This window comes from Nocardia sp. NPDC058633 (assembly GCF_042717045.1).
Classification (GTDB): domain Bacteria; phylum Actinomycetota; class Actinomycetes; order Mycobacteriales; family Mycobacteriaceae; genus Nocardia.
This window is the reverse complement of record NZ_JBHXRA010000020.1, coordinates 67,104-91,162: the sequence shown is the minus strand read 5'-3', so window position 1 is coordinate 91,162 and position 24,059 is coordinate 67,104. Positions and strand designations below refer to the sequence as shown.

Below are 24,059 nucleotides of genomic sequence, written 5' to 3'. Positions count from 1 at the left end.
CCGACGTACCACGCGCTGTGAGCATCGTCGCAGCGATCACGACCACGACCAGGAGTGTGCCCCCGATGGCTGGAAACCCCGATTTCGACCTGTTCAAGCTCGAGGACTTCCACGACGAGCTGCGCGGCGCCATCCGCGGCCTCGCGGAGAAGGAAATCGCTCCCTATGCCAAGGACGTCGACGGCAACGCCCGCTTCCCCGAGGAGGCGCTCACCGCGCTGAACGCCGCCGGCTTCAACGCCGTGCACGTGCCGGAGGCCTACGGCGGTCAGGGTGCCGACTCGGTCGCCACTTGTATCGTGATCGAGGAAGTGGCCCGCGTCTGCGGCTCCTCCTCGCTGATCCCCGCCGTGAACAAGCTCGGCACCATGGGCCTGATCCTCAACGGTTCCGAAGAGCTCAAGACCAAGGTCCTGGCCGACATCGTCAACGGTGAGATGGCCTCCTACGCGCTGTCCGAGCGTGAGGCGGGCTCCGACGCCGCCGCGATGCGCACCCGCGCCAAGGCCGACGGCGACGACTGGATCCTCAACGGCTCCAAGTGCTGGATCACCAACGGCGGCAAGTCTTCCTGGTACACCGTGATGGCCGTGACCGACGCCGACAAGGGCGCCAACGGCATCTCCTCGTTCCTGGTCCACAAGGACGACGAGGGCTTCGTGGTCGGCCCGCTCGAGCACAAGCTGGGCATCAAGGGTTCGCCCACCGCCGAGCTCTACTTCGAGAACTGCCGCATCCCCGGCGATCGCATCGTCGGCGAGCCCGGCACCGGTTTCAAGACCGCCCTGCAGACCCTCGACCACACCCGCCCGACCATCGGCGCGCAGGCCGTCGGCCTGGCCCAGGGTGCGCTCGACGCCGCGATCGCCTACACCAAGGACCGCAAGCAGTTCGGCAAGACCATCGCCAGCTTCCAGAACACCGAGTTCATGCTGGCCGACATGGCCATGAAGATCGAGGCCGCTCGCCTGATGGTCTACACCTCGGCCGCCCGCGCCGAGCGCGGCGAGAAGAACCTCGGCTTCATCTCCGCCGCCGCCAAGTGCTTCGCCTCCGACGTGGCCATGGAGGTCACCACCAACGCCGTCCAGCTCTTCGGCGGCGCCGGTTACACCACCGACTTCCCGGTCGAGCGCATGATGCGCGACGCGAAGATCACCCAGATCTACGAGGGCACCAACCAGATCCAGCGTCTGGTGATGGCTCGCAACATCCTGCGCTGATACCCCGAGCACCGGTTTCCGCGGCCCCTCGATTTCTCGGGGGGCCGCGCCCGTTCTCACATGGTCTCGACGGCACCGGGCCCGCCGATCGGGGGTAGGCAGGCACGCCGCGAATCACGGTGACCGACACCTCGACCGAGATCGAGGCGCTGACCGCGCGACGAGTCGGCGTCGAAACCATCGGCGCTTCCCCGAACGCGCCGATCCGGCAACGACAGCCCCACTGCGAATCAAATCAGCCGTGTCCGAGAAATCGGCGCAACCCGCGACGCGGCGTGGGCTCCGGCGCGCCGAGTCCGTGGAGCCGGCCTGCCCAGGCTGGGCGCTGTCTGTCGGATCGCTGTCGAACGACTGACGAGGGGAACGCGGTAGATGCGCCGAATTACGGGACGAGTTCGGCGTATTCGGGGTGGTCGGCGATGTACTTCTCGACGTACCAGCAGGTGGGGATGATCTGGTAGCCGTGTTCGCGGGAGTCGTCGAGGCCGTATTTCACGACCTCGCCGGCCACTCCTCGGCCCCGGAATTCGGGGAAGGTCATGGTGTGGTGGAAGTCGCGGACCTTGGTGTCTTCGCGTTCGGCGTAGTCGGCGTATCCCGCGAGGACATCGTCGTGGTAGATCTCGTAGCGGGTGTCGTCGACGTTGTGCTCGAGCCTGGTGGTCATACCTCGGATGCTAACCCGGTTACAGGACCGCGCCGGGGTTGAGGATGCCGTCGGGGTCGAGTGCGTCTTTGATACGGCGGGTCAGGGCCATGACCTCGGGGCCGACCTGGTCGGGGAGCCACGCCTTCTTCAACCGGCCGACACCGTGTTCGCCGGTGATGGTGCCGCCGAGGGTGATGGCCAGATCCATGATCTCGCCGAAGGCCCGGTGGGCGCGGGCGGTGTTGTCGGGGTCGGTGGGGTCGTGCACGATCAGCGGGTGGGTGTTGCCGTCGCCGGCGTGCGCGATGATCGACACGAGCACGTCGTGACGTTCGCCGATGGCGATGACCCCGGCGATCAGGTCGCCGAGGCGGGGCAGGGGCACGCCGACGTCCTCGAGCAGCAGCGGCCCGATCTTCTCCACCGCGGGGATGGCGAATCGTCGTGCGGCGGTGAAGGATTCACCTTCGGTGGGGTCTTCGGTATGGAAAACCTCTGTCGCCCCGGCCTTCTCGCACAGCTCCACCATCACTTGCGCTTCGTGCCCGGCGAACTCGCCCGGTGCGTCGGAGCGGGCGACGAGCAGGGCCGCGGCGGTGCGGTCCAACCCCATGCGCATCTCGTCCTCGACCGCGTTGATCGCGACGGTGTCCATGAATTCGAGCATGGCGGGGCGCAGTGTCGAGGTGATGGCAAGGATCGCGTCGGTCGCCGCGGTGAGCGAACCGAAACTCGCGACGACGGTCGACTGCGGCGGCTGCGCCGGGAGCAGCCGCAGGGTGAGTTCGGTGATCACGCCCAGCGTGCCCTCGCTCCCGACGAACAGTTTGGTCAGCGACAACCCGGCCGAATCCTTGAGGCGCGGCCCACCGAGTCGCACCACGGTGCCGTCGGCCAGCACCACTTCCATGCCGAGCACGTAGTCGGTGGTCACGCCGTACTTCACGCAGCAGAGCCCGCCCGCGTTGGTCGCCGCGTTGCCGCCGATCGAGCAGATCTCGAACGAGGACGGGTCCGGCGGGTACCACAGCCCATGTGCCGCGACGGCTCGCTTGACCTCGGCATTGAGCAGCCCTGGCTGCACCACCGCGATCCGGGTGAGGGCGTCGACACTGATCTCTCGCATCAGCTCGGTACTGAGCACGATCCCGCCGTCCACCGCGGTAGCGCCACCGGACAACCCCGTCCCGGCCCCGCGCGGTACGACCGGCACCTTGTGCGCGTGGGCCCACCGCAGCGTCGCGGCGACATCGGCGGTGCCGCGTGCCCGCACCACTGCCAGCGGCGTACCCGCATCGGGATCGCGCGCCCAATCGTGGCGATACCCCGCGAGCAGATCGGGGTCGACGAGGACCGCCCCGTCCGACAACGCCGAAATCAACGAACCGAGATCACCGCTGCGCTCGTCCACGTGTCCACGCTAACCCGCGCACCCCGTCCGCCGCGGGCAGTTCGACCTGGTCGGTTGATCACCAGGCCCTCACGGAGGCATCGCCCGAGAGGGAAAATACACAGAGGCCTGGTGATCACTTGACCAGATGTGATGTGGGCTCGACCAACGAGGTTTTCGCATCGTTGTGATCTGGCGCGGCGGGTTGGTGTATACGGCGTCCAATCGTTCACAATGGGTGTAGAGGGTGTGTTCGATGGTGAATCGCGTCGCCGCCCAACGTGTTTCGAGTTCTGCTCCACGGGTGCGTTTCGCACGCATCGATCATGCGACGTTGTTGCGCCGCACCATTTTTCGTAGGGAGGACCGGCGATGACGAAGGAACCGCAGAACCGCACCGAGATGGTGGGCGCCCTGTTGGCCGCGGAGTTCGCCGACGCGAGCATCGACACCGAGACGATGCGCGATGTCCACACCGGCGCACACCAGGAATGGCTGTCGGCGCTGGAATCGACGGGGGTGTTCGATGTCCGCGCGCTGGCCGAGATCGCGCGGTGCTGGGCCGCCGATCCCGCGCTGCTGCGTGATGCCCTCCTCGCCGAGGCCGACGAGATCACTCGCCGCCGCTGCCTCGCCGCGTGGGCCTCGTTCGATACCCGGCCGATCGCGGCGGTCGGGCGCTAGCTCCGCGGCCCGCGCGTTTGCCGGATGCTCACCCTGGCGTCATCTGCCGCTGGCAGGCTGGCCGCGTGGAGCATCAGGCGAGTGTCACCGAGTCGGTGGCCGACCGGTTCACCCTTTGGTGCGAGGCGGTCGTCGCCCGGCTGCCGTGGGGTCTCGACCGGTATGTGCCCGCGACGTTCCTCGGTTTCGCGCTGATCAACAGTTTCACCTTCGGTGTCGACCTGCTGTTGCTCACGGCGCTGCACGGTGGGCTGGGCCTGCCTATCTGGTTGTCGATCACGCTCGCCTACATCGCCGCGTTCGGGCTGAGCTTCGTACTCAACCGCACCTTCAACTTCCATTCCCACGCGCCGATGGGCAAGCAGGCCGCGGTGTATGCGGTCGTCGTGCTGGTGAACTATCTGGCGTTCATCCTCGGCGTCGGCTCGGGTCTCACCGCTCTCGGCCTGGATTACCACCTGGCCAGGCTGCTCGCGGGCGGCTGTGAGGCCGTCTACATGTACTGCGCGATGCGCTGGCTCGTCTTCCGCCGCGCACCGGCGGTGACCGCCGCGACGACCGCGGCGTGAGGGTCAGCCCCGGAGCACCTCGGTGCGGTCACCGTCGACCAGGACCACATCGTCGTCGGTGAGTGCCCAGTGCGGGATCTGTTCGGTCACGCAGTGGGCCAGCATCGCGGCCGAGTCGCCGTCCGGGTCGGTGGGCGAGTCCAGGTGCACGACCAGACGGCGATCCACCAATCCCAATCCGTCCCACTGCGGTTCGATCCCGGTGGTGGGCCGCACCTCGGCGGGGTCGTCCATGGTTTCGAGCCCGTGCAGGTCCGGTCCGAGCAGGCACGCGCCCGCGCTGTAGCCGGCGTAGACCAGCGCGTCCTCGCGCAACAACGCGCAGAGCACGGAATCGGCACCGCTGCGGGCGAATTGGGCGCGCAGGACGAAGGTGTTCCCGCCGCGCACCCAGACCATCGGGAACTCACGCAGGCGCCGTTCCAGCCGCTCCGGTCGGCCGACGTAGTCGCGCAGATCGAGGACTTCCGGCGAATAGCCCTGCTGCTGCAGCGGTTTCACATCGCTGGCCACTGCCGATGACCAGGCGTCGGGCCAGGCATCGCATGCGTTCGGGATCACCGCGACCCGCCCCGGCGTGCCGACGAGCCCGACGAGGCGATCAGCGAATCCACCGAACCGGTACGACGCCAGGAAAAGTCGCATCAGATGGTGAACGCCAGATTGCGCACGAGTCGCTCGCCCAACGCCGTGTCGCCCTCGACGACCACCTCGTCGGGGTGCTTCTCGACCGTCGTGCGCCCACCGCGCAGCCGCGCGAAAAGCCCTGAGTCCAGCCGGATCACGGTTGTCGGCTCGGCGGAGATCTCGTCGAGCACCGATCCGCGCCCACCGGCCACCGACAGATGCACCTGCCTGGTCACCGGCCCGATCAGATCGAGGGTGATCAGCGAACCATCCGGCGCTTTGGCGCCTTTCACCACCGCCCGACCGAGCCCGAGGGTCAGTTCGGTGAACGCGGCCTCCGCTCGGGCGCCGCCCTCGGGCACGCTGCGCCCGATCCCGTCGGCGAGGTCGAGTTCGTGCATCCAGCAGTCGAACAGTCGCACCCGCATGAACCGCCCGTAGGGCACCTGCCCGACCGGTGAGACGGTCGGCGTCTGCCAGGCGTCGTCGTCCATGGCGGCCAGGGCGGCCCGGCGCCGCTCGGTGGTCTCGTCGAACAGGGCGAGCAGACGCTTGCCGGAGAGCGGGCGCAACCGGTCGACCCAGATCTCGTTGAGCACCGCCACTTCGTTGCGCACGTGCGGCAGGGTTCGCACATCGGTCTTGGGGCGCAACGGGTCATGTGCAGGCGGGGTCTGGCCGAGCAGCCACGATTCGGTGCCGATCACGTGCGCGACCACGTCGAACAGAGTCCAGCCGGGCAGCGGAGACGGGCGGCGCCAGGCCTTCTCGTCGAGGTCGGTGACCAGCAGCGCGATGGCTTCCCACTGCTCGGCGAGCAGATCGGTGAGTTGTTCGCGCCTCGGCGTCTCGATCATCCCTGTGCTCCTTCTGCTTCGCTCTGGTCGAGCGCGGTGAGACCCGCGCGGATCGCCGCCGCGGTCGATGTCGGTTCGTGCGGACGACGCAACAGGAAGCCCTTGGCAAAGGTGAGTTTGTCACCGTGTTTGCGGGGGACCACGTGCAGGTGGACGTGGCCGACGGTCTGGAATGCCGCGGTGCCGTCGTTGAGGATGAGATTGGCTCCGTCGCTGGCGAGCCCGCTCACTCGCAGCGCGCGTGCCAGTCGGTGGCCGGTGCGAAAGATCCGGGCGCCGAGTTCGGGGTCGAGATCGTCGAGCTCGGTCGCATGCACCTTGGGAACGATCAGCGTGTGACCACGGGTGATGGGGCGGATGTCGAGAAACGCGCACACCGCGTCATCGGAGTAGATCATGGTCGCCGGTGCGGTACCCGCCACGATCAGACAGAAGGCGCAGTCGTTCACGGCCTCGACCCTACGGTGTGATCTGGGTCGCGCAACAGCCCGAACGGGTCCTCGGCATGATGCGCATCACGTCGCGCTCGACGCGACGGCAATTCGAGGTCGAGGTGATCGGCCCAGCTGGATGTGTGATCCCGTACGCCCCGACCTGCGGTGACGAATCCGGTGGCGGGCGCCGACCGGTGGTGACCGGTTCGGAAGGCTGTTGTCACGGCTGATGAGGGCTACGGTGTCCGGTTTGTGGTCGTCCGTCCAATTCTCGGTTGTGACGGGCATCTCCGCTAGGCTCACCGCGAGCCGAGTACAGTTGCCAGGATTTCAGTCGAACTTACTTGCAGGTAACTTTGGCTGCCCCGTTGTTCCCAGGCTCGAAGCCAGCACGAAAAGGAAGTCTGACTAGTGGAGACAACGCAAAACGTGGGCGAGGGTTCGCCGCGCGGAGCGCGTGTCGGAGTCGTTCGCGAGTCCGGCCCGGGTGAGCGGCGAGTCGCATTGGTGCCCAAGATCATCCCCACCCTGTCCAAGCAGGGTGTCGAGGTGATCGTGGAAGCCGGTGCGGGCCTCGGCGCGCTCATTCCCGACGCGGCCTATGTAGCGGCAGGCGCGACCATCGGTGACCCGTGGTCGGCCGAGGTCGTCGTCAAGGTCGCCCCGCCCAGCGACGCCGAGGTGGCCAAGCTGTCCTCCGGGCAGACCATGATCGGGTTCCTGGCGCCGCGCAATGCCGAGAACCAGATCGGCGCCTTGAAGTCCGCCGGTGTGCAGGCCTTCGCGGTCGAGGCGATTCCGCGTATCTCGCGCGCGCAGGTGATGGACGCCCTGTCCTCGCAGGCGAACGTGGCCGGGTACAAGGCCGTGCTGCTCGCCGCGTCGGAGTCGACCCGGTTCTTCCCCATGCTCACCACCGCCGCGGGCACCGTGAAGCCGGCCACCGTGCTGGTGCTCGGTGTCGGTGTCGCCGGTCTGCAGGCGCTGGCCACGGCCAAGCGTCTCGGTGGCCGGACCACCGGATACGACGTGCGTCCCGAGGTCGCCGATCAGGTGCGCTCGGTCGGTGCGCAGTGGCTGGATCTGGGAATCGACGCCGCCGGTGAAGGCGGGTACGCCCGTGAACTCACCGAGGACGAGAAGGCCCAGCAGCAGAAGGCGCTCGAAGACGCCATCAAGGGTTTCGACGTGGTGATCACCACCGCGCTGGTGCCGGGTCGTCCCGCGCCGCGCCTGGTCACCGCCGCTGCCGTCGAGGGCATGAAGCCCGGCAGCGTGATCGTCGACCTGGCCGGTGAGACCGGTGGCAACTGCGAACTCACCGAGCCCGGTGAGACCGTCGTCAAGCACGAGGTGACCATCGCCTCGCCGCTTAACCTGCCCGCCACGATGCCCGAGCACGCTTCCGAGCTGTACTCGAAGAACATTTCGGCGCTGCTGGAACTGATGCTGGTCGACGGCAAGCTCGCCCCTGATTTCGAGGATCAGGTCCTGGCGGATTCCTGCGTCACTCGTGAGGTGGAAGCCTGATGTACACCGAACTTCTCGCCAATATCGCGATCCTCGTTTTGTCCGGCTTCGTCGGCTTCGCGGTGATCTCCAAGGTCCCCAACACCCTGCACACCCCGCTGATGTCGGGCACCAACGCCATTCACGGCATCGTCGTGCTCGGCGCGCTGGTGGTACTGGGCAATGTGCAGGACCCGTCGCTGCTGGTGCAGGTGATCCTGTTCGTCGCGGTGGTGTTCGGCACGCTGAACGTCATCGGTGGCTTCGTGGTCACCGACCGCATGCTCGGCATGTTCAAGGGTAAGAAGAAGGCGGCCGAGTGATGCACGCAGTCGACAACATGACCTACCTGGTCAACGGCCTCTACATCGTGGCCTTCTCCATGTTCATCTACGGCCTGATGGGCCTGACCGGTCCGAAGACCGCGGTGCGCGGTAACCAGATCGCCGCTGCCGGTATGGCTCTGGCAGTGGTCGCGACCCTGATCTCGGTGCGTCACGCGCCGATGCTCAACTGGATCATCATCGGCGCGGGCCTGATCGTGGGTGTGGCGCTGGGTGTTCCGCCTGCGGTTCGCACCAAGATGACCGAGATGCCGCAGCTGGTCGCGGCGTTCAACGGCGTCGGTGGTGGCACCGTCGCGTTGATCGCGTGGGCCGAATTCGTCGACAGCGCGGGCTTTTCCGAGCTGCACGAAGATCCGACGATCCACATCATCATCGGTTCGCTGTTCGCCGCGGTGATCGGCTCGATCTCCTTCTGGGGCTCGATCATCGCCTTCGCGAAGCTCCAGGAGATCCTGTCGGGCAAGCCGATCGGCATCGGCCGCCTGCAGCAGCCGCTGAACCTGCTGCTGCTCCTCGGCGCGATCGTGTGCGCCGTGGTGATCGGCCTGGGCGCCGACAACGGTGGCGTCTCGCAGCTGTGGATGATCGCGCTGCTCGTGCTCGCCGGTGTGCTCGGCCTGATGGTCGTGCTGCCCATCGGCGGCGCGGACATGCCGGTTGTCATCTCGCTGCTCAACGCCCTCACCGGTCTGTCGGCCGCGGCCGCCGGTCTGGCGCTGAACAACACCGCGATGATCGTCGCGGGCATGATCGTCGGCGCCTCGGGCACCATCCTGACCAACCTGATGGCCAAGGCCATGAACCGTTCCATTCCGGCGATCGTGGCCGGTGGCTTCGGTGGCGGTGGCGCGGTGGCCGGTTCGGGTGACGGCGAGGCCAAGACCGCGAAGTCGACCTCGGCCGCCGACGCCGCGATCCAGATGGCCTACGCCAACCAGGTGATCGTGGTCCCCGGCTACGGCATGGCCGTGGCGCAGGCCCAGCACGCGGTCAAGGAGATGGCGCTGCTGCTCGAAGGCAAGGGTGTCGAGGTCAAGTACGCGATCCACCCGGTCGCCGGTCGTATGCCCGGTCACATGAACGTGCTGCTGGCCGAGGCCGAGGTGTCCTACGACGCGATGAAGGAAATGGACGACATCAACGGTGAGTTCAACCGCACCGATGTGGTCCTGGTCATCGGCGCCAACGACGTCACCAACCCGGCCGCCCGCGACGACAAGTCCAGCCCGATCTACGGCATGCCGGTGCTCAACGTCGACCAGGCCAAGAGCGTCATCGTGCTCAAGCGTTCGATGAACTCCGGCTTCGCCGGCATCGACAACCCGCTGTTCTATGCAGATCACACGTCGATGCTGTTCGGCGACGCGAAGAAGTCCGTCGGTGCGGTCACCGAGGAACTGAAGGCGCTGTAAGACACGCTACGACGGCAAGAGGCCCCACTGTTCTCCGCAACGGTGGGGCCTCTTGTCGTTTCGCCGATCGCCCCCGGCCGAAGCGATGGTCTGACGGACGACCGGCGTGTGGGCCGGGGGCGATCGGGTGTAGGTTGCACCCGATGATCCGGGCCGAGGCACACGTGGCAGTCGGCCGTCGGCTGGCGGCGGCCGACGGGGAGGAACGCGCTCGACTCGCGGTCGCCGCAGAGTTCTATCCGGCGAAGCTGGCTCAGTACGCGCGTGCCGAACTCACTTTCCTCGGCTGGGAAATCGATCGCGGCGTCCTGCATCCGCGAACCGGAAGTCCCTGGTGGCGGGCGATCAACGATCGGCTGCTCACCGACAAGATGGAGGCGAGCCTCGGCGCGAGTGCGTCGATGTCGCTGTCACCCTCGGCGCGGTGCTGGCAGCGGTTCTTGGCCGCGCCGTCCGGGGCGAGCTGGTATCTGGCCCACAATCACAGCATCGTGTCCGGTTATCTCGAGCACGAGCGGTTGGCGCGCGCGGAGTCGGCGGCCGAGCGACTGATGATGAACGTGACGTTGGCGCGCGTGCTCTTCGCGCACCTGCTCGTCCAACGGCCGCTGCTGGCGGCCGGGGTGTGGGGGCCTGCGCTGCGCCCCATTGCCGACCCGAGGGGCAGCTCGGTCGGATTCTTCCTCGACCTCCACAATGTGTTCCCGCGGCGCTACCCACTGGTGGGGGTGTCGATCGCGACGATGGTGGCGGGGGAGGGGCGGATGGCCCGGCTGCTGGACTACGGCTTGATCCTGCCGAAATTGCCTGTGCTCTACCACGCTTCGGCACAGCTGCTCGGCGAACCGAGGCTGCGCGCCCTGGTCGGCGACGGCATGCCGTGTTACGCGAATCTGCGTCAGGACCTGACCGCCGTCCGGATCCCGATGACCGGGCGACTGGTCGCCGCGCTGGCCGGCCCGATCGGACGCTGATCACCGGGCTGTGAGACTCGCCATCAGACAGTCATGTCTGGGGCCTGCACAGGTGGGTATGCCCTCAGCTGAACAGAGCCGACAACGAGAGGAGTTCGATCTCGTGGAGGAGATTTTGCGGCCGATCATCGTGGTACTCGGTACGGCCGCGATCACGGTCTCGGCGGGCCTGCTGGTCGACCGTCTGCTGCGCTACGCAGCGCGCCGCAGGCCGAGCGTGCATCTGCCATCGCTGCGGCGACTGCAACTGCCGCTACAGGTTCTGCTCGGCACCGTCACCCTGCACGCGGTCTACCCGTTGGCCGAGCTCGACCTTCGCCAGGACGCGGTGATCCAGAACTTCCTGGCGACAGCGGCCATCATCGCGGCGGTGTGGTTGGTCATCCGGGCCACCGATGTGGTCGCCGAAAGTCTGCTGCGTCGCTATGCCCAACGCGCCAGAGAGATTTCGCGGGTACGGCAGTTGCGCACCCAGCTGGGACTGGTGCGTCGCATCGTCACCTCGGTGCTGGTGGTCACCACCGCCGCCGTGGCCATCATGTTGCTGTTCCCGAGCCTGCGGACGCTGGGCACCTCGATGCTGGCCTCGGCAGGCGTGATCGGCATCATCGTCGGCGTTGCGGCCCAGTCGACGCTGAGCAACCTCATGGCCGGACTGCAGATCGCCTTCGGCGACTCGGTCAAGATCGGCGATACCGTTGTCGTGGAAGGGGAGTGGGGAGTCGTCGAGGAGATCACCCTGTCCTTCCTGACAGTGCGGATCTGGGACGACCGCAGGCTCACCATGCCGGTGTCCTACTTCAACAGCAAGCCCTATGAGAACTGGTCGCGCGGCGGCTCGCAGGTCACCGGCACAGTGCTGCTGCACCTCGACCACAGCACCCCGGTGCCGTTGTTGCGCGAACATCTGCACACCTACCTGCGCGACTGCCCGGAATGGGACGGTCGCAACTGGAATCTACTGGTCACCGACAGCACACCGACCGACATCGTCGTGCGTGCCACCATGTCGGCCGCCGATGCCGACGACGCGTGGGCCCTGCGCTGCGCGGTCCGCGAGGAGCTGCTGGGCTGGATCGGTCGCCACTACGCGCACGCGTTGCCGAAGATCCCGACCTCGATCTCGCACTCCGTCGAGGAGGCTCGCCCAGGTGACGAGCGCGTAGGCGATCAGGACCTGCGGGTCAGCGCGAAATAGGTCGAGCCGCCGCGATCACCCGCCCGCCGTGCCACCGGCGAACAGGGTGATCGTGGTGACCCTGATGTCGGCGGCATGCGGACACATCAGCCGGCCGCCGACGGTGATCACTTGAAGCGCTCTGCCAACAGGTCGAGGGTGGTCATGGCCTGGCGGTAGTCCGGACGCTTGCTGGCCGCGGGCAGCTCGTAGAGCTGACCCTTCTGGAAGGCGGGCAGCATGGCCATCGCCGGATCCTGCTTCAGCGCGTCGATGTCGCGGCCGCCGTCGAGCGTGATCACGAACAACACCGGAGCGTCGACGACGGTGCTCAGCAGTTCGGGGCTGAAGGTCACCCAGTCACCGGCCGCGGCCCGGGGCGGGTTGCCCGCCTTGGCTTCGATCTTGTCGTCGATGGTGATGCCGACGTCGGAGAGCAGGGTGGCCAACGGGGTGTTGGGGGCGAGCAGGATGGGCTTGGCATCGGCTTGGGACTGCCACACGGCCGCCGCGCCCTGCGGCAGCTTCAGACCGGACTTCACCTTCGCGACCTTGTCGTTGTAGGCGGCGATCATGCCGTCCACCTTGTCGGGGCGGTTCACGATGTTGGCCACCGACTTCAACTGGTCCTGCCAGTTGGCGGCATCGGAGGCCACCAGTGCGGTGGGCGCGACAGCGGCGAGCTTGTCGTAGTTCTTGATCGTCTGCTGTCCCGGCCAACCCGGCCCACCGCCGATGATCAGGTCCGGCTGCTGGGCGGCGATGAACTCCAGGTTCAGGTCGTCACCGGAGGGCACCGCCGCGGTGCCCTGTTCCTTGGCGTCCGCGGCCCAGGACGGGGGAAACTCGCCGGGCTCTAGGGTGAGTCCCAGGATGCGTGGATCCGCGGCCTTCACCTTGGCGTCGAGGTCGAAGAGGTATCCGGCGAGAGCGCCGTTGAGGACCACGATGCGCTGCGGGTCGGCGGGCACAGTGACCAGGCCCTTGGCGGTTTCCACCTGGCGCGTGCCGGTGTCGGCCGTCGGGTCGGAGGTGGAGCTGCCGCAGCCCGCTGCCGTCGCGGCCACCGCGACGATCAGGAGTGCGACGGCAGCGCGCATGCGTGCCGTCATTCGGTGAACTGACATGAAAGGTGTTCCTCTTTCTTCTGTGGGGAGGTTCAGGTCCGGATCGCCGGATCCACATCGAGTAGCGCGGCGACCTCGATCCAGCCGGTCGGCATCGCGATGTCGTTGTGTGAGTACGGAAGTCGTCGCACCACCAGCTGTGCGCCCGCGGCCTTCCACCCGGTCAGCTGGGCGTGCACGCGTTCGGGCTCGTCGCCGGCGTCGGCGCAGTACAGGGCCATCGGGCCGGCGTAGCTCGGCGACTGCGATCGGGTGACCATGCGCAGTAGCTCGGTCGCGGCGTTGCGCACCACCACCGCCAATTCCGGTGCGTACTCGGCGATTTCGGGGAGCAGCGCGTCCATCCCGGAGGGTTCGGCCAGGGTCGCGGCGGCCCGATCGGTCAGGTTCGACAGCGGGTGCGAGTCGAGCAGGCCCACGTAGCCGACCTGCTCGCCCTCGGCTTCCAGGATGGCCGCCATCGCGTGGGCCAGATTGCCGCCCAGCGAGTAGCCGAGCAGATGGTAGGGACCCTGCGGTTGGATGCGGCGGACGGCGGCCAGGTAGTACCGCGCCAGATCGTCGAGCGTGCGCGTGTGCAGACCCGGCTCGGTGAGCTGGGGCATCTGCAGGCCGATGATCGGTCGCTCGGCGCGCAGCAGTCGGGCCAGCGGAGCGTATTTCCATGCGGTGCCGCCGATTTGATGGATACAGAACAGCGGTGGGACCGAGCCCTCGGTGCGCAGTTCCAGCACCGGATCGAGGCGGCGGCCCAAACTGGCCAGACCGTCCGCCGGTCGAGGCGCGTGGGGATCGACCGCGCCGATTCGCGCCGCGAGCCCACGCGGTGTGGGAGCGGTGAAGACGTCGTCGAGGACCACCGGCAGATCCGCGCGGGTCAAACGGCCGACCAGACGCACGGCGAGGAGGGAGTGCCCGCCTTTGTCGAAGAAGTCGTCGTCGGCGCCGATGTCGGCGATCGACAGGACCGCTGACATGGCCTCACGGATGGTGTCGAGGGGACCACCGTCCTGGGCGGTGAAGGATCCTGCCCGGGTCTCGGCCTCGGCGCTGACCGCGCTGTGCGTGCTGAGTGTGCTGACCACGCTGGGCGTACCGGGTGTGCCGACCGTGCTGGGTGCTCCGACTGTGCTGACCGCAGCGGGTTCGGAAGCGGTGCCCGAGCGGGTTTCGGCGGCTGTGACGGCCGCGGACTCCGGTGCGGGCAGCTCTCGGCGGGCGATCTTCTCGGTCGCGGTGCGCGGAATGTGATCCAGCACCACGAAGGCGGCGGGAATCATGTACGCGGGCAGTGCCGTTCGCAGCTGCTCACGCACCGCGCCGGTGTCGAGCACGACCGCGGACTCGGCCATGAGATAGGCGACCAGGCGCTGATCGCCCGGAGTGTCCTCGCGCAGCAACACCACCGCGTGGGCCACCCCGGCACACGTGAGCAGAGCCGATTCGATATCGCCCAGTTCGATGCGTTGGCCGCGCAACTTCACCTGGCTGTCGGTGCGGCCGACGTAGTCGAGTTCCCCGTGCGGGTTCAGTCTCACCAGATCGCCGGTGCGGTACATCCTTTCGCCGTTCCCACCCGGGTCGGCCACGAAGGCGGCAGCGCTCAGATCAGGACGGGCCAGATAGCCGCGTGCCAGCCGGACACCGGTCATGTAGAGCTCGCCGATGGTTCCCTGGGGGACCGGTCGCAGCTGGTCGTCGAGGATGCGGACGGCATCGGCGGGTGCGCCGACCGGGACCGAACCGGTGTCGGCGTCGACGGTCTCGTGGAAGGTGAAACCGATCGCGGCCTCGGTGGGACCGTAGAAGTTGTAGACGGCGGTGCCGGTGAGCGCGCGCATGCGGTGTGCCGTCGCGGGCGGCAGCACCTCACCGCCGGTGAGGACACAGCGCAGATCCGCGCACCCCGACAGGTCGGCCTCGTCGGCGAGCACGGTGAGCATGGAGGTCGTCATCCACATCGTGGTCACCCGCTCTGTGCTCATGAGCCGCGCTTGGTAGTAGGGGTCGCGGTGACCGCCCGGTCGGGTCAGCACGATCCGGGCGCCGACGTGCAGCGGCAGGAACATCTCCATGAGCGAGGCGTCGAAGATCGGCGGGGTGCGGAACAGCATCGTGTCGCCCGGACCGAATCGGCATTCGCGGTGCAGCCACTCGAAGGTGGAGATGATCGCGGCGTGCGACAGGCTCACGCCCTTGGGCACTCCCGTGGAGCCGGAGGTGAACAGCAGACAGGCGGTGTTGGCGGGGCGCAGCGGCGCGAGCCGGTCGGCATCGGTGAGCGTCGCGTCGGTGAATCCGTTGCGGTCGGCCCCGTCGAGAGAGTGCAGAACCAGTGTGGGAGAGGCGGTGTCGAGGATTTGCTCGATGCGCTGGGCGGGTTGTTCCGGATCCACCGGCAGGTACACGCCGCCGGCTCGGCAGATGGCGTGCGCCGTGACGACCGAATCGATGGAGCGTGGGATCGCCACGGCCACCACGGTTTCGGGACCCACGCCGCGCGAGATGAGCCACCGGGCCAAGCGATTGGTCCTGGAATCGAATTCCCGGAAGTCGATCGTGACGCCTTCGGCGGTGATAGCCGGGCCTGCCGGGTCGACGGGGATGCCCCACTCCGCCAGGGTCGCTCCGCTCGGGTCCTCCCGCGTCGCCGCAGGTTCGACGCTCGGCGTGGTGCCGGCCACCGCGGCGGCAATGGTCGGCGAAACCGATGTGGTGTGCGCGCCACCAGTGGTCGACGCAGCAGCGCTCGGCGAATCGGCAGTGGTCGGCGCGGCGTCGGCGGCCAGGGCGGTGGCAGTGGTCGGCGCGGCAGCAGGAGGCGGCGTGAGTGGCTCGAGAAGGGCCTCGGGACGGGGTTGTGCCGTGGTGGTGATGGCAGTCAGCGTCTCGACGATCCGAGCGGAGATCCGGGTGAGTGTGGTGTCGTGGACGGCGGCGCGGTCGTACCAGATCACCAGTTCTAGCCGGTCGCCCGGCGGGGCGATCAAGGTCATCGGATAGTGCGTGGTGCCGTGATTGTGGAAGTCCCCGCGTCGCAATTCGTGTGACTCCGGTTGTCCGGCGCCGGAATTCGGGAAGTTCTCGAAGGCGACCAGGGTGTCGAAGAGGGTTCCGATCCCCGCGATCCGTTCGATCTCGGCCAGCCCCGCGTGGTCGAACTCCTGCATGGCGAACTGGTTGTCCTGCAACTGCGCCAACTGCTCGAGCAGCGGGCGATCCGGGTCGAAGGCGCAGCGCACCGGCACCGTGTTGGCGAACAGGCCGACCATGCCCGCCACGCCCGGTAGTTCCGCGGGCCGCCCGGAGACGGTCGCGCCGAACACGACGTCGGTGCGTCCGGTGAGTGCGGCGAGCACCAGCGCCCAGGTGCCCTGGACCAGGGTGTTCATCGTCAGGCCGCGTCGGCGGCCGAGTTCGGCCAGCGCCGTGGCGAGCGATTCGGGGAGCGGCACCTGCCACTGCCGGAACTCCCGCTCGCGGGAAGTGCTGGTGCCCACCAGCGTCGGCTCGGTGAATCCGGCCAGTCGCCGCGACCAGGCCGTGCGGACGGCCTCGCGATCACGGCTGCCGATCCAGGCCAGATAGTCGCTGTACGGTGCCGGCGAGGGTAGTTCGTCACCGTGGTAGGTGGCCAGCACCTCGCGCAACACGATCGGGGTCGACCAGCCGTCGATCACCAGGTGATGGGTGTTGAGCACCAACCGGTGCGCCGCCCCGGGCATACGGATCAGCGTGGCGCGCAACATCGGCGACCGGTCCACCGCGAATCGGTGCCGGGTCGCTTCGGCTTCCAACCGATCGGCGGCGGCCTGCGCGGCGCGCAGCGGTAACGCGGACAGATCGACCTCACGCCACGGCATTCCCACCGACCGGGGGACCGCCTGGACCGGCTGATCCAAGCCCTCGTAGTGGAAGGCCGCGGCCATGGTGGGGTGCCTGCCCACGACCGTGTCGAAGGCCGCCGACAACCGTGGACCGTCGAGTGGCCCGTGCAGGTCGACTCGGGCGCTCAGGGTGTAGACATCGTCGGATCCGTCACGAATCGCGTGGAACAGCAACCCTTCCTGCAACGGTGACAGCGGCAACAGTTCGGCCAGCGGGCCGTGCGTGGTCTCCAGCGCGTCGATGTCGTCCTGGGCGACGGACAAGCCGGGGCAGTCCGACGGGGTGAGGCCGCCGGGGAACAGCATCGCGTGCGCGGCGAACGCCTCCAGCGCGCGTGCGAAGTGCTGCTGGATCCGCGCGACCTGGTCCGCGCCGAGAATCCGGCTCGCCGCGGTCCATTCCACGGCGAGCCGGGGAGCACCGGGGTGAGCGGCAGTGGGTTCGTGCACGAAGACGTTGAGCGACAGCACTTCCGTGAGCGCTTTCTCCGGTGGTTCCGTCACCGCGAACGCGTCGTGTTCGGGCAGGCTCCAGCCGAGGGCGCCACCGCCGCCGCCGAAGCGCCCGAGGTAGTTGAGCAGCACCTCCGGAGCGCGCCGCCCGGTGAATCGCGGCGCGGTCTGCGGATCGAGCCTGCGCAGTACGCCGTACCCCACGCCATTGCCGGGGACGGCCCGTTTGGCCTCCTTGACCGCGCGCAACAGCCGTCCGGCTGCCGCGCCACCGGCCATGGCATCGGCGAGCCCGTCGGGATGGTCGATCCCGGTCGCGGGTGTCCACACCGGGAACTCGCTGGTGAACCAGCCGATGGTGCCCGCGAAATCGGTATCGGCGCGCAGAGCTTCGCGCCCGTGTCCCTCGACCGTCACGGGCCGCCCCGACTCGAGCGCCTCGCCAGAATCCTGCCGCCAGGCATTGAGCGCCAGCATGAGCGCCGCGAGCAACACCTCGTCGGTCTTCGCTCGATACGCGGCGGGCAGCGTGGTGAGCAGCGCCTCGGAGATCTCCGGGGCGGCGAAAGTCCGTGTTCGGGACGCGCTCTCGACGAGGTCTATCGCATGGTCGAGCGCCCGTTGTCCGAGTGCCGCTGCCGTGTCGTCTCCGAGTGCGCGCTCCCAGTGCGCCGACTCCGAGCGATGATCGCCCGCAGCGCCGGACTCCGCGAGCAGAGTGGCGTACCGCCGCCACGAACTACCCTTGGCTGGTAGCCGCGCCGGACGCCCGTCCCGCGCCGCCACACACGCCTCATAGAGCTCGGGCACCAGAATTCGCCACGAAACACCGTCCACCACGGTGTGATTGGCCACGAGAACGAGTCGGTCGGCCACGCCCGGTGCGGTACGCACGAGCGCGGCGCGGATCTCGACACCAGCGGCGGGATCCAACTCCGCCGCCAAACCGGTCGCCACCGATTCGATCAGCGCGGTCTCGTTCTGCACCGCCGCACCCGTCATCTCGGCAAGATTGTGGACAGTGACCGCCGAACCCGTTGTGCTGCTGCCGGAGTGAGACGCACCGGGATGGACAGGGGAGCCGGTCACCGTGGAAGGAGCACCGGCTGTCGCACCCCCGGACGAGTCGGCGGCGACCGCACTGTTCGGACGCGGTTCGGTGAACGCCATCTCGCGAACCAGGTCCGCGGCCCGTACGGTACCCACGCCCGCGACCACCAGCCGGGGACCGGTGTCCGGTTCGTCGAGGACCAGGCGCAGGGCATCGTGGCGGTCGAGCAGGGTCTGCAGGCCGGTGGTCAGGTGATCGAGGGTGAGGTTCTCGTGCAGGGTCAGGGCGGTCCACTGGGCGTACCCGGCGATAGCGGTGCGATGGCGATTCGCTTCGAGCAGCGCGGCGACCATGGGTGGGATCGGGACGGGGCCGGTCGCCTCGTCGGGGGCCGGGGCGTCGGCCCGCTGCTCCACCGGCTGTGCCGTGGCGGCGATGGTGGCCAGGTCACGCTGGGCCAACAGGGTTTTCGGCTGAACCTCCAAGCCGAGTGCGCGCAGGCGGCTGCTCACGCCGATGGCGGTGATGCTGTCGCCGCCGAGTCCGAAGAAGTCGTCGGTGGCGTTGACCTGGGGCACCCCGAGGACGTCGGCGACCACACCGCAGAGCGCGCGCTCCTGCTCGGTGCGGGGCGGGCGGCCGGTCGAGGCCGGTGCGGGCGCGGGCAGGGCCGCGCGATCGAGTTTGCCGTTGACGGTGGTCGGCAGGGCGTCGAGCACCACGAGTGCTGAGGGCACCAGGTGGTCGGGCACCATCGTGGTCAACCGATGGCGCAGTTGGTCGGTGTCGAGGGTGCGGCCCGCCTCGGCGACCAGGTAACCCACCAATCGGGTGTTGTCGCCGGACTTGCGCAGGGTGGCGGCCGCGGCGGCCACGCCGGGCAGGGCGCCGAGTGATGCCTCCACCTCGCCCAGTTCCACGCGATAGCCGCGCACCTTGATCTGCTGGTCGGCGCGCCCGAGGTAGTCGTAGCCGTGGCCGGGTAACCATCGTGCCCGGTCTCCGGTGCGGTACATGCGCTCACCCGGCGCGAACGGATCGGCGACGAACCGCTCGGCCGTCACCGCGATCCGTCCGAGGTAGCCGCGCGCCAATTGCGGTCCGGACAAATACAATTCGCCGATCTCGCCGTCCGGCACCGGTCGCAGCGCGCCGTCGAGCAGATAGGCGCGGGTTCCGGCGAGCGGACCGCCCACATGGGGCAGCGCGCCGGTCACCGGCGCGCTGAGCGCGTCGACGGTGGCCTCCGTCGGGCCGTACATGTTGCGGGCCGCCACCTTCGAGGCGACGATGACCGACCACAGCGCGGGCGGGGTCGCCTCACCACCGAGCAGCAGCAGCTCCGGGCGGTGCGCGCTGCCGAGGAGCCCGTTGTCGATCAGGGCGGTCGCCATCGACGGGGTGGTGTCGACGACATCGATGCGATCAGCGCCGAACGCGGCGATCTGCGCGGCAGCGTCCTTCTGGATGTCGGTGTCGTACAGATGGATTCGATGCCCGCACCACAGCCACAACAACTGGTCGAGCGCGGCGTCGAACGCGAAGGAATAGGTGTGCGCCACATGCAGTTGGCGTTCGCCTACCCGCTCGGCGGTCTCGGCGTAGACGGTCGATCGGTGATGGTGCAGCAGCTGGGCCATCGCACCGCAGGTGATCTGCACGCCCTTGGGCTTTCCGGTGGACCCCGAGGTGTACACGACGTAGGCCAGATGCGCGGCCGAGCGCGGTGCGGCGAGTTCGGCCGCAACCAGCGGACCGGCGGGGAGCCCGGCGATGGCTTCCCGAATGTCGCTGTCCGACAGTCGGATCAATGCATCCGATCTACGCGCGCGCTCCGCGTCCGCAGTCGGAGTCGGCGCTGCCGACTGATCCGCGGGCACCCCGTCCGCAGGCTCGTCGGTGACCTCGACCGGCGAGGTAGGCCAGTCGGCGGAGGTCTCGTCAGCGCCGGGGAGCAGCGACTCGGATCGTTCGGCGAACACCGTGCGCGCCACCGCGTCGTCGGTGAGGATCAGCACCGGTGCGGCGTCGTCGACGATATCGGCGAGGCGCTGCGCGGGATGTCCGATGTCGAGCATCAGGAACGCCGCACCCGCATGTCGCACCGCGAGCAGGGCGACCACCAGGTCCACCGTGCGCGGGAGCGCGATGCCCACGATGTCCTCGGGGCCGACGCCTCGGCCGCGCAGGTATCGCGCCAGCCGGTGCGTTCGCGCTCCCAGTTCGGCGGCGGTGAGCCGGTCGGTACCGCCGACGAGCACGATGTCGTCGGGCTGTCGCGCGACCATGCGGTCGAAGACCTCGACCGCGTCCTCCGGATGACCGGGCAGCTCGGCCCCGGCCCGTTCGACGGCGATGCGCGCGCCGATCTCGGCCGGGTACAGGGTGATCGCGCCGATCGGCTTGTCCGCCGCGTCGACCAGTTCGGTGATCAGCGCGACCAGCGCGTCCATTCGCCGTCGCACAGTGACGGCATCCAGAGAGCGCGCGTCGACCTCGAAGCCGAGCTGGATCCGGTCCTGTGACAGCGGGGTGACGGTCAGGCCCAGATCCTCCGGCGGGCCGCCGGCCACATTGCGCAGAGTGCCGGTGGCGCCGTCGAAATCGAGGGCGAAGTCGAACGCCTTGAGATTGATGCCGATGCCGTGCAGCAGCGCCCCGGTCTGCGTGCCGCCGAATTCGCGGGCCAGGTCCTCACCGCGGAATCGCTGGTGGGCGCGCATCTCCCGCAGGGCATCGGCCACTCGCTTGCCGAGCTCACCGAGGCGATCGGAGCTCGACACCGAAACCCGCAGTGGCAGCACGTTCACCGCCATGGACGGTGTGGTGAGGGCGGTCTTGCCGACTCGCGCCATCACCGGCAGCGCGATGACCACATCGGTCTCCCCGAGCAATCGGTGCACGAATCCCACGTATCCGGCGACGAGCACGTCGGCCCAGGTGATGCCGACCGCCGTGGCCGCCGCCTTGACGCGCGCCACCAGGTCGGCGTCGAGAACGGCGCGGATCTCGTGGGTCTGCTCGACCACGCCCTCGGGTGCGCGGCCGCGACCGTCGAGCGGTGGCAGCGGGGTGAGCCGGTCTCGCCAGTAGTCGCGGTCGTGCTGATGTGCCTGGCTCCCACGGTATTCGAGGTCTTCGGCCACGAGGGTTTCGATGGAGCCCCACCGCAGGCGCGGCACGTCAGCACCGCGCCGCAGCGCGGTGTAGTGGGCGGCGACCCGGCGCGAGACCATGGCCGCGCTGTAGCCGTCGATGATCAGGTGGTGGTAGAGCTGGATGCACCACACGTCGTTGTCGGTGAGGCGCAGCAGCGTGTAGGTGTAGAGCTGCCGGTCGACCATGGCCCGGCAATACGTGGCCGAGCGTTCGCGTTCGGCAGCGACGAGCCGATGCGCGGCCGCGACCGGGTCGGTCTCGCCGAGCAGATCGACGAGCGGCCGCAGATCGGGTTCCCGCTCGGTGATCCGCTGACGCGGTCCCTCGGGGGTGTCGTCGAATCGCAGTCGCATGGTGCCGGTTTCGGCGATGGTGTGGCGAATCGCGGTGTCCAGCAACGTCACATCGAGGGGCTCGGTCCCGGAGATCTCGAGCACCTCGCCGACCATGTAGCTGAGCGAGTCGGGGTCGAGGCGCTGAGCGTTCCAGATGCCCAGTTGTGCTCCGGTGAGCGGCAATCCGGGATTCTCGGCGCTCACGTCGTCCCGGTCCACCGATCCCACAGCAACTCCTCCATCAACGTTCTCGACCCCCTCCCTTCCGCGGCCCGGGCTCACGAAGGCCCAGCAGGAGGGAGGGGGGTTAGGTTAGCCTAAGTTCTATCTCGATAGTGGATTGTGGCCCGCGTCACCGAGCCGGTGCGGTTCAGGCGCCCGCTTCGATCCGGGCCGGGTCCAATTGGCGCAGCAGATCTTCGGTGCCGGTGACCGCACCGCAGCGCCGGGCCACGTAGTTCAGCGCCATCACATGCTCGTCGCGGCTGAAATCCGCGGTCGCGTCGTGGACCAGGAACGGGCGCACGTCACCCATGAACGCCTCGGCGGCGCTGAGCATGCAGCCCATGTGGGTGTAGACGCCGGTGACCAGGAGTTGATCGCGCTGGTAGTAGCCGAGCAATTCGCGCAGGTCGGTGCGCTGGAACGCCGAGTAACGCCACTTGGTGACCTGGATGTCCTGCGGTTCGGGCGCGATGGCGTTGATCACCTGCGTGTCGGCCCCCTCGGCCATTCCGCTGCCCCAGAAATCGGCGAGGATGCCGCGCCGGGACGGGTGCTGGTTGCCGGGCTGCATCGTGTAGATCACCGGGATGTCGAGTTCGTGACAGCGGTCGCGCAGCCGGGCGATGTTCGCGATCAACGTGCGGGCGGGATCACGATGCTGGTCGTAGGCGTCGAGGAAGTACTGCTGCATGTCGTGGATCAGCAACGCGCAGCGGCCGGGTTCTGCGGTCCAGTCGACCTTGTCGGTGGTGAACTCGTCGACACCCGGCATCGGGTAGGGCGCGATCGGGGGGATAGGCATAGCGGTCTCTCGTTCGGGTGGAAAGTCGGGGTCAGCCGACGGTGACGGGCAGATCCGCGATACCGAGCGGACCGAGGATGCGCTGGAATTTGCCGGTGGTCTCGGCCAGTTCGGCGGCCGGATCGGACGCGGCGACGATCCCGCCGCCCGCGTGCGCGAGCAGGGTGGTGCCCTCGGCGGACAGTTCGGCGCAGCGGATGCTCACCATCCACTCGCCGTTGCCGTCGGCATCGCACCAGCCGACCGCGCCCGCGTAGAAGCCGCGTTCACCTTCGAGTTCGGCGATCAGGCGCGCCGCGGCGCCGGTCGGCGTGCCGCAGATCGCGGGGGTGGGGTGCAGCGCCACCGCGAGTTCCAGTGCCGACGGGCCGGCCAGCGGGACGGTGGCCGAGACGGGGGTACCGAGGTGCCACATCGCCGGCGTCGCGGTGAGCTGCGGTGCGGGCGTGTCGACTTCGGCGCACCGGTCGCTCAGTACGGCGGCGACCTGGTCGACGACATAGCGGTGCTCGGCGTGGTCCTTGGCCGAGGTCAGCAGGGTGTCGGCGGCGACGCGGTCCGCCGCGACATCGTCGAGAACGCGGCGGGCCGAGCCGGCCAGCGGATGGCTCAGCACCTCGGTGCCGGTGCGGCGAACCAGGATCTCCGGACTGGAGCCGACGAGATGGCGACCGCAATAACGCCCACCGGCGGCGGAGAGGTCGACCAGGAAACCGTTCGACAGCGGGTCGGAGGCGACCATCAGATCCAGGATGTCCAGTGCCCGCACGGGATCGGCCGCGACAGCACGAATTGCCCTGGCTAGCACGACTTTACGCACCGGATGCGCCGAATTGCCGAGCAGCTCGACCGCTGTGGCGACGCGGCGCTGGTGTTCCTCGGGTGTTGGCACCGTTTCGTCGAGCTCGAACCGGGGCGCGGTGACATGGGGCCGGGGCAGGTGCGGTGAGTCGGTGACGGTCACCGAGTCCGGCGCCCACAGCGCTGTCGGCGCGCCGGGGGTGAAGGGCAGCGCGCCGACGATGTGGCTGATCCGCCCGCTGCGCAGCGCGGTCACCGCGTCGTGCGCCGAACGGAAGACCGTCCCGCCCGCGGACGCGGAGACGCTCCGCTGTGGACGGGACAGCACGAACGCGGGGCCTGAACTGTCGGTACTCATGGTGATCAC

Annotated in this window: 17 protein-coding genes; 8 read left to right on the top strand and 9 right to left on the bottom strand. The window is 68.4% G+C overall.

From position 1 onward, the window contains the following. Positions 1–65: 65 nt before the first annotated feature. Positions 66–1,223: an acyl-CoA dehydrogenase gene (locus tag ACFWUR_RS24755; protein ID WP_378909934.1), complete on the top strand. Its 1,158-nt coding sequence runs from the start codon at positions 66–68 to the stop codon at positions 1,221–1,223. 382 nt (positions 1,224–1,605) lie between these two features. On the opposite strand, the gene ACFWUR_RS24750 is transcribed toward ACFWUR_RS24755, so the two are convergent. Then, entirely contained in the window at positions 1,606–1,890 is a 285-nt protein-coding gene (locus tag ACFWUR_RS24750; RefSeq protein WP_378909933.1) for a GNAT family N-acetyltransferase, read from the bottom strand. A gap of 19 nt (positions 1,891–1,909) precedes the next feature. Continuing rightward, a complete protein-coding gene (locus tag ACFWUR_RS24745; RefSeq protein WP_378909932.1) occupies positions 1,910–3,283 on the bottom strand; it encodes an FAD-binding oxidoreductase in 1,374 nt (457 codons plus the stop codon). 351 nt (positions 3,284–3,634) lie between these two features. Between ACFWUR_RS24745 and ACFWUR_RS24740 the strand changes: the two genes are divergently transcribed. Both ACFWUR_RS24740 and ACFWUR_RS24735 read left to right on the top strand, forming a co-directional pair. Beyond that, the gene (locus ACFWUR_RS24740) at positions 3,635–3,946 is read left to right on the top strand and encodes a hypothetical protein (protein WP_378909931.1); all 312 of its coding nucleotides are present in this window, start codon (positions 3,635–3,637) and stop codon (positions 3,944–3,946) included. Between the two features lie 65 nt (positions 3,947–4,011). Then, entirely contained in the window at positions 4,012–4,515 is a 504-nt protein-coding gene (locus ACFWUR_RS24735; RefSeq protein WP_378909930.1) for a GtrA family protein, read from the top strand. A 3-nt stretch (positions 4,516–4,518) separates the two neighbouring features. On the opposite strand, the gene ACFWUR_RS24730 is transcribed toward ACFWUR_RS24735, so the two are convergent. Genes ACFWUR_RS24730 through ACFWUR_RS24720 form a run of 3 tightly spaced genes read right to left on the bottom strand, consistent with a single transcriptional unit; the run spans position 4,519 to position 6,448 of the window. After that, the gene (locus ACFWUR_RS24730) at positions 4,519–5,160 is read right to left on the bottom strand and encodes a Type 1 glutamine amidotransferase-like domain-containing protein (RefSeq protein ID WP_378909929.1); all 642 of its coding nucleotides are present in this window, start codon (positions 5,158–5,160) and stop codon (positions 4,519–4,521) included. Next, on the bottom strand, positions 5,160–5,999 hold the full coding sequence (locus ACFWUR_RS24725; RefSeq protein WP_378909927.1) for a maleylpyruvate isomerase N-terminal domain-containing protein: 840 nt from the start codon (positions 5,997–5,999) through the stop codon (positions 5,160–5,162). Before ACFWUR_RS24725 ends, ACFWUR_RS24730 begins: the two co-directional genes overlap by 1 nt. Continuing rightward, entirely contained in the window at positions 5,996–6,448 is a 453-nt protein-coding gene (locus ACFWUR_RS24720) for an HIT family protein (protein WP_378909926.1), read from the bottom strand. The genes ACFWUR_RS24725 and ACFWUR_RS24720 overlap by 4 nt, the downstream gene beginning before the upstream one ends. Positions 6,449–6,844: 396 nt before the next feature. Here ACFWUR_RS24720 and ACFWUR_RS24715 point away from each other — a divergent pair, with 396 nt between their 5' ends. The 5 genes from ACFWUR_RS24715 to ACFWUR_RS24695 all read left to right on the top strand — a co-directional run bounded on the left by ACFWUR_RS24715 (position 6,845) and on the right by ACFWUR_RS24695 (position 11,873). Then, entirely contained in the window at positions 6,845–7,963 is a 1,119-nt protein-coding gene (locus tag ACFWUR_RS24715) for a Re/Si-specific NAD(P)(+) transhydrogenase subunit alpha (protein ID WP_378909924.1), read from the top strand. After that, entirely contained in the window at positions 7,963–8,265 is a 303-nt protein-coding gene (locus ACFWUR_RS24710; protein ID WP_378909923.1) for an NAD(P) transhydrogenase subunit alpha, read from the top strand. The genes ACFWUR_RS24715 and ACFWUR_RS24710 overlap by 1 nt, the downstream gene beginning before the upstream one ends. 17 nt (positions 8,266–8,282) lie before the next feature. After that, positions 8,283–9,701, top strand: coding sequence for an NAD(P)(+) transhydrogenase (Re/Si-specific) subunit beta (locus tag ACFWUR_RS24705; protein ID WP_378909996.1), 1,419 nt, complete (start codon positions 8,283–8,285; stop codon positions 9,699–9,701). A 143-nt stretch (positions 9,702–9,844) separates the two neighbouring features. Continuing rightward, entirely contained in the window at positions 9,845–10,675 is an 831-nt protein-coding gene (locus tag ACFWUR_RS24700) for a hypothetical protein (RefSeq protein ID WP_378909922.1), read from the top strand. A gap of 103 nt (positions 10,676–10,778) precedes the next feature. After that, entirely contained in the window at positions 10,779–11,873 is a 1,095-nt protein-coding gene (locus ACFWUR_RS24695; protein WP_378909921.1) for a mechanosensitive ion channel family protein, read from the top strand. Positions 11,874–11,980: 107 nt separating this feature from the next. Here ACFWUR_RS24695 and ACFWUR_RS24690 read toward each other — a convergent pair whose 3' ends face one another. The 4 genes from ACFWUR_RS24690 to ACFWUR_RS24675 all read right to left on the bottom strand — a co-directional run bounded on the left by ACFWUR_RS24690 (position 11,981) and on the right by ACFWUR_RS24675 (position 24,050). Further along, positions 11,981–12,979, bottom strand: a complete 999-nt coding sequence (locus tag ACFWUR_RS24690) for an ABC transporter substrate-binding protein (protein WP_378909919.1) — start codon at positions 12,977–12,979, stop codon at positions 11,981–11,983. 32 nt (positions 12,980–13,011) lie between these two features. Then, positions 13,012–22,092, bottom strand: a complete 9,081-nt coding sequence (locus ACFWUR_RS24685; protein ID WP_378909918.1) for an amino acid adenylation domain-containing protein — start codon at positions 22,090–22,092, stop codon at positions 13,012–13,014. Between the two features lie 142 nt (positions 22,093–22,234). After that, positions 22,235–22,891 (bottom strand): isochorismatase family protein, encoded by a 657-nt coding sequence (locus tag ACFWUR_RS24680; RefSeq protein WP_378909916.1) that lies wholly within the window; start codon positions 22,889–22,891, stop codon positions 22,235–22,237. Positions 22,892–22,922: 31 nt separating this feature from the next. Then, positions 22,923–24,050 (bottom strand): isochorismate synthase MenF, encoded by a 1,128-nt coding sequence (locus ACFWUR_RS24675; RefSeq protein ID WP_378909915.1) that lies wholly within the window; start codon positions 24,048–24,050, stop codon positions 22,923–22,925. Positions 24,051–24,059 lie beyond the last annotated feature (9 nt).

Excerpts from the sequence above, each read along its gene's own strand:
- ACFWUR_RS24755 (WP_378909934.1), top strand. The coding sequence starts at position 66 with ATGGCTGGAAACCCCGATTTCGACCTGTTCAAGCTCGAGGACTTCCAC.
- ACFWUR_RS24750 (WP_378909933.1), bottom strand. The coding sequence starts at position 1,890 with ATGACCACCAGGCTCGAGCACAACGTCGACGACACCCGCTACGAGATC.
- ACFWUR_RS24740 (WP_378909931.1), top strand. The coding sequence starts at position 3,635 with ATGACGAAGGAACCGCAGAACCGCACCGAGATGGTGGGCGCCCTGTTG.
- ACFWUR_RS24730 (WP_378909929.1), bottom strand. The coding sequence starts at position 5,160 with ATGCGACTTTTCCTGGCGTCGTACCGGTTCGGTGGATTCGCTGATCGC.
- ACFWUR_RS24725 (WP_378909927.1), bottom strand. The coding sequence starts at position 5,999 with ATGATCGAGACGCCGAGGCGCGAACAACTCACCGATCTGCTCGCCGAG.
- ACFWUR_RS24710 (WP_378909923.1), top strand. The coding sequence starts at position 7,963 with ATGTACACCGAACTTCTCGCCAATATCGCGATCCTCGTTTTGTCCGGC.
- ACFWUR_RS24705 (WP_378909996.1), top strand. The coding sequence starts at position 8,283 with ATGACCTACCTGGTCAACGGCCTCTACATCGTGGCCTTCTCCATGTTC.
- ACFWUR_RS24700 (WP_378909922.1), top strand. The coding sequence starts at position 9,845 with ATGATCCGGGCCGAGGCACACGTGGCAGTCGGCCGTCGGCTGGCGGCG.
- ACFWUR_RS24690 (WP_378909919.1), bottom strand. The coding sequence starts at position 12,979 with ATGTCAGTTCACCGAATGACGGCACGCATGCGCGCTGCCGTCGCACTC.
- ACFWUR_RS24680 (WP_378909916.1), bottom strand. The coding sequence starts at position 22,891 with ATGCCTATCCCCCCGATCGCGCCCTACCCGATGCCGGGTGTCGACGAG.
- ACFWUR_RS24675 (WP_378909915.1), bottom strand. The coding sequence starts at position 24,050 with ATGAGTACCGACAGTTCAGGCCCCGCGTTCGTGCTGTCCCGTCCACAG.